The organism is Nitrosophilus sp. (genome assembly GCF_982775275.1).
In genome coordinates this window covers 1-4,933 of the sequence record NZ_CEXZHP010000116.1, presented here as the reverse complement: position 1 = coordinate 4,933, position 4,933 = coordinate 1, and the positions used below count along the sequence as shown (strand labels likewise).

At 31.5% G+C, this 4,933-nt stretch carries 5 protein-coding genes; 2 read left to right on the top strand and 3 right to left on the bottom strand.

Going from position 1 to position 4,933, the window contains the following annotated elements:
- Positions 1–274 precede the first annotated feature (274 nt).
- Positions 275–568: a type II toxin-antitoxin system VapC family toxin gene (locus AC30RD_RS06335; RefSeq protein ID WP_489493529.1), complete on the top strand. Its 294-nt coding sequence runs from the start codon at positions 275–277 to the stop codon at positions 566–568.
- 72 nt (positions 569–640) lie between these two features.
- Positions 641–1,828, top strand: a complete 1,188-nt coding sequence (locus AC30RD_RS06330; protein ID WP_489493527.1) for an NnrS family protein — start codon at positions 641–643, stop codon at positions 1,826–1,828.
- On the opposite strand, the gene AC30RD_RS06325 is transcribed toward AC30RD_RS06330, so the two are convergent.
- From AC30RD_RS06325 to ilvD, 3 genes are read right to left on the bottom strand one after another with little or no spacing between them, the layout of a single operon-like run.
- Positions 1,802–2,233: a hypothetical protein gene (locus tag AC30RD_RS06325; protein WP_489493526.1), complete on the bottom strand. Its 432-nt coding sequence runs from the start codon at positions 2,231–2,233 to the stop codon at positions 1,802–1,804. The genes AC30RD_RS06330 and AC30RD_RS06325 overlap by 27 nt on opposite strands.
- On the bottom strand, positions 2,220–3,101 hold the full coding sequence (gene rsgA / locus AC30RD_RS06320; RefSeq protein ID WP_489493525.1) for a ribosome small subunit-dependent GTPase A: 882 nt from the start codon (positions 3,099–3,101) through the stop codon (positions 2,220–2,222). The genes AC30RD_RS06325 and rsgA overlap by 14 nt, the downstream gene beginning before the upstream one ends.
- Positions 3,091–4,785 (bottom strand): dihydroxy-acid dehydratase, encoded by a 1,695-nt coding sequence (gene ilvD / locus AC30RD_RS06315; protein ID WP_489493524.1) that lies wholly within the window; start codon positions 4,783–4,785, stop codon positions 3,091–3,093. The genes rsgA and ilvD overlap by 11 nt, the downstream gene beginning before the upstream one ends.
- Positions 4,786–4,933: the final 148 nt, after the last annotated feature.

The window sequence follows — 4,933 nt, the reverse complement described above, 5'->3', positions numbered from 1 at the left end:
ATTTTTTATATGTATTATGGAGAAAATATGGCAACTTTAGTTGATAAGACAAAAAGAGTTAGAGCGACTTTTACTTTACCGAAATATATTGTAGATATGATAGAAGATTTTTCTAAAAAAACAATCAAAAAAAGAGTCAAATAGTTTCTAAAGCAGTAGAAAATTTTTTAAAAAAAGAAATTATCTCAAAAAATGATAAACTAAAAGCATTTGAAGAGATATCAGATATATTTGAACAAGATATTTTTAAAGATAAAAAGATTCAAGAACTAATATGAAAATTTTTATTGATGCAAATATAATTTTAGATATATTTTCAAAAGATAGGAGAAATCACCATTATTCAAAAGAAGTTACAAGATATTTATTACAGAAAGAGTATGAACTTTATATAAGTTCGGATATGATAACTAACATATTTTACATATTAAAAAATAGATACAAATTACAGTTTGAAGTTGTTTTAAAAATTATAGATAATCTTTTAAAAATTTATGGAATAATTTATGTGTGGTCAGTAGGGGGTCAGGTGATAATGATAACTTATAACAGGGATAATAATAACTAAGTTATCGTTATCACCTGACCCCTTGTATGTAAAAAAAATTTTTAGTTATAATTTCCTCCTCAAGGAGGAGATATGCATTTTTCAGCACAAAATTTATCAAAAAGAGACTATTTTTTTTCACAACCTCATCAGCCATTTTTTACATTGGGCATCATTAACGCTATAATTTTTATGCTTTTGTTTATACCTTCATACAAAGGCCTTTTAAGTATTGATAGCAAGTTTTTGCATAGCTATTCAATGATATTTTTAGTCTTTACAAACTTCTTTTTTGGCTTTTTATTTACAACATTTCCTAGATTTTCAGGAGCAATGCCAATTCATCCAAAAAAATATCTGGTTGTATTTTTATTTAATTTTTTTGCTACTTTAACTTTTTTGATATCAATATGGTTAAATTTTGCTTTTTATGTAACGGCCCTTTTAACGGCTGCTAGTTTTGGATACACTATAAAAATATTTTATGAAATTTATAAAGAGTGTAATCTACCTAAAAAAGATCAATACTGGCTTATAGTATCTTTAGGCGCGGGGGCTATTTCAAATATTTTGTTTTTACTCTCTTTTATTCCCTGTAGTTGTAAAACAGATATATTTTATGAAACGGCTGTAAATTTTGGAGTATATCTTTATCTTATATTTTTAACTTTTGTAGTAGCATTTAGAATGGTCCCTTTTTTCTCCCATGTAATGAACTGGAAAAAGAATGAAAAACTTCATTTTCAAATTTTTACTCTATTTTTACTGCACTCATTTTTAACCGGTATCTTTCCAAAAGCGGTTTTTTTGGTCGATCTATTAGCGGCTATTTTACTAACTATAGAGCTAAAAAATATAAAACTACCTTTTCCCAATCAAGAACCACTTTTGTGGATACTGCATATCGCGCTTTTTTGGCTGCCGATCGCTCTTTTTTTAGGAGGAATAATCCAATTTTTTGAAGTGTGGTTTGGACTTTATAGTTTTAATCTTTCTATACATATTCTGGTTTTGGGATTTTTGACCACTATTCTTATAGGATTTGGAACAAGAGTAACTTTAGGACATTCTGGAAATTTGTTAAGAGTTGATAAAACAACAATATATCTTTTTTTATTTACTCAAATTGTAGTTTTAGGAAGAGTTATATTTAGTTTTACAGCACATTTTGGGAAAATTTCGCCATTTTTTGATATAAGCGCAACTCTTTGGATAGTTTTATTTGTTTGGTGGATGGCAAAATATTTTAAAGTTTTAGCCTTCGGCAAAAAATTGTCCTAAAGCTTTAAAAAAATCAAATCCACTAAAAAAAAGAGCGATAGAAAGAGATAGGTCAATCGTTCCTATAAATAAAAGCAAATAAGTATGAATATTAGCTATATAAGATAAAAAAGCTCCCAAAGATATCATTGCGGCTAAAAAAAGAAAAAAATTTAATGTGTAAAATTCCCAAATTTTAGGTCTTTTTAAAAGTTTTATTTTTTTGATGTTTTTTTGACAAGCTTTAATAAAAATATATTTTGTTTTTATAATTCCCAAAAATATAGCCAAAACTAAACCAAAAATTAAAAAATTCAAATCTTTAGTCTCCAATAATAAAGATAAACCTTTTGCAAATAAAATGGCAAATCCAATATACCATACAGCCAGAGCCAAAAAGATCAAAATCTTCTTATTTACATACATTTTCCAATTCTTCCCAAAAAAACTCCATAATTTTTAGATAACTTTTAAACCTCTCACAAGAGATTTCTCCTTTTTTTACAGCCTCTTTTACCCCGCATCCTGGTTCATTTGTATGGGTACAATCGCTAAATTTGCATCTATATTTTAAAAATTCTCTAAAATAGAGTCTAACCTCGTTTTTTTCCATAAAATATGTAGCTTCAACCTTACTAAAACCAGGTGTATCTGCAATAAAAGAATTTTCATCAAATCTATATAAAGTAACAGCGGTTGTTGTATGCCTTCCTCTTTTTAATTTTTGGCTTACTTCTCCCACTTTTATTTTTATCCCTAACAACCTTGACAAAATAGAGCTTTTTCCAACTCCGCTTGGACCTGCTAAAATGGAAATATCTCCTTTTATATATCTTTTAATTTTTTGTATATCATCTTTTAAAGCACTAATCGCATTTACTTCATATCCAGCACTTTTATAAATATCTTCCCATTTTTTAAGTATCTTTAGTTCATCTTTATCTAAAAGATCTATTTTATTAAAAATAATAATAGGTTCTAATCCTTTATATTCGTAAACGGCAAGAAAATTATCAAGAAGATAGTTATCAAAATCTGGATTTTTTAAAGAGACTACTATTAAAACATTATCCACATTTGCAACTGGCGGGCGAGTTAATAGATTTTTTCTTGCTAAAATCTTTTCTATAACAAATTTATCTTCGACTATCTCGCCCTCTACGAAATCTCCGGCATATAGTTTAAATTTTTTAATCTTTTTCCTAAGAAGCGCCCCATACTCTTTATAATCACCTAATATGGTAACTTTACTGCTTGCTGCGCTTCTATATGTTACTAGGCCTTTAACACTCATCTTTGAGCACCGCGCCGTTTGCAGCGTTCGTAACTAAAGCTCTATACTGTCTTAACCATCTTCCTTTTATCTCTTTTAATTTAGGCTTAAATTTTTCTCTTCTTCTTTTTATCTCTTCATCACTAATATTTACTTCTAAAGTATAGGTATCTACATTTATATATATTTCATCTCCATCTTCCAAAAGAGCTATCACTCCTCCTTCAGCGGCTTCTGGAGAGATATGTCCGATACTTGCGCCTCTTGTGGCTCCGCTAAATCTACCATCGGTTATCAATGCCACTTTATCGTCAAGCCCCATTCCTGCAATTAAACTGGTAGGTGATAGCATCTCTTGCATACCAGGTCCCCCTTTTGGACCCTCATACCTTATAACAACCACGTGACCAGGCTTTACTTTACCACCCATTATTCCCTCAATTGCCTCTTGCTGAGAATCAAAACAGATAGCCTTTCCTTTAAATTCCCTCATATTTGGATCGATCCCGGCGGTTTTTACCACAGCACCCTGAGTTGCTAAATTTCCATATAATATAGCAAGACCTCCAACTTCGCTATATGGATTTTCAACAGTATGAATTATAGAGGTATCAAGAACTTTAGCATCTTTTATCCTATCTTCTATAGTTCCCCCTTCAATTACTGGATTGTCAAGATATAGCACCGTATCGCTTCTTCTGCTAGCCTCTTTCATTACAGCGCTTACCCCGCCGGCTCTATTGATATCTTCCATATGAACCGTTTGTAAAGATGGAGAAATCTTAGCGATATGGGCAACATGTTTGCTAATCTCGTTTAAATCTTTAAGATCAAAATCGACTCCCGCCTCTTTTGCAATAGCCATCATATGTAAAACGGTATTTGTACTTCCACCCATAGCCATATCAACTACAAAAGCGTTATGAATAGCCTTTTTATTTAGTATATTTTTTATTTTATATCTATTTGTTAACTCTTCATCTTTTGCGATTTCACAAACTCTTCTTGCCGCTTTTCTTAAAAGTTCCTCTCTCTCTTTTGTTAAAGCAAGTATCGTTCCGTTACCCTTTAGAGCTATCCCCATAGCCTCCATTAAAGTATTCATAGAGTTTGCAGTAAACATTCCGCTGCAACTTCCCCCACTTGGACATGCAGCACACTCTATCTGATATAACTCCTCTTCGCTCATTTTTCCTTCTGCAACTTTTCCAACCGCTTCAAATGCAGTTGCTAAATCTATAGGTGTGCCATCTGGTAACTCTCCAGCTTTCATAGGTCCTCCGCTTACAAAAACCGTAGGAACATTTACCCTTAAAGCACCCATAATCATTCCGGGAGTTATCTTATCGCAATTTGGTATACATATAAGTGCATCAAGTTTATGTGCATTCATAACAGTCTCAATAGAGTTTGCAATAATTTCTCTACTTGGAAGACTATAAAGCATCCCGTCATGTCCCATTGCAATACCGTCATCAACGCCTATAGTGTTAAATTCAAAAGGCACACATCCACAATTTCTTATCTCATCTTTTATAATTTGTGCATATCTGTTTAAAAAAAAGTGTCCCGGAATTATCTCTATAAAAGAGTTCGCAACCCCGATAAAGGGTTTATCAAAATCTTCATCTTTAAGTCCTGTAGCTCTAAGCAAGCTTCTATGGGGAGCTCTTTGAAAACCTTTTTTTATTTCGTCACTTCTCATTTATACTCCTTAATCATTACAATAATTAACGGTAATTATACTACAAACTATTTACAATTAAAAATAATTTAGTTATAATTTCATTCCAATTTATTGCGGGAGTAGCTCAGGGGTAGAGCACAACCTTGCCAAGGTTGGGGTCGCGGGT

Bases quoted from the DNA above. Each gene is read 5' to 3' on its own strand.
- AC30RD_RS06335 (WP_489493529.1), top strand. From the start codon at position 275: ATGAAAATTTTTATTGATGCAAATATAATTTTAGATATATTTTCAAAA.
- AC30RD_RS06330 (WP_489493527.1), top strand. From the start codon at position 641: ATGCATTTTTCAGCACAAAATTTATCAAAAAGAGACTATTTTTTTTCA.
- AC30RD_RS06325 (WP_489493526.1), bottom strand. From the start codon at position 2,233: ATGTATGTAAATAAGAAGATTTTGATCTTTTTGGCTCTGGCTGTATGG.
- rsgA (WP_489493525.1), bottom strand. From the start codon at position 3,101: ATGAGTGTTAAAGGCCTAGTAACATATAGAAGCGCAGCAAGCAGTAAA.
- ilvD (WP_489493524.1), bottom strand. From the start codon at position 4,785: ATGAGAAGTGACGAAATAAAAAAAGGTTTTCAAAGAGCTCCCCATAGA.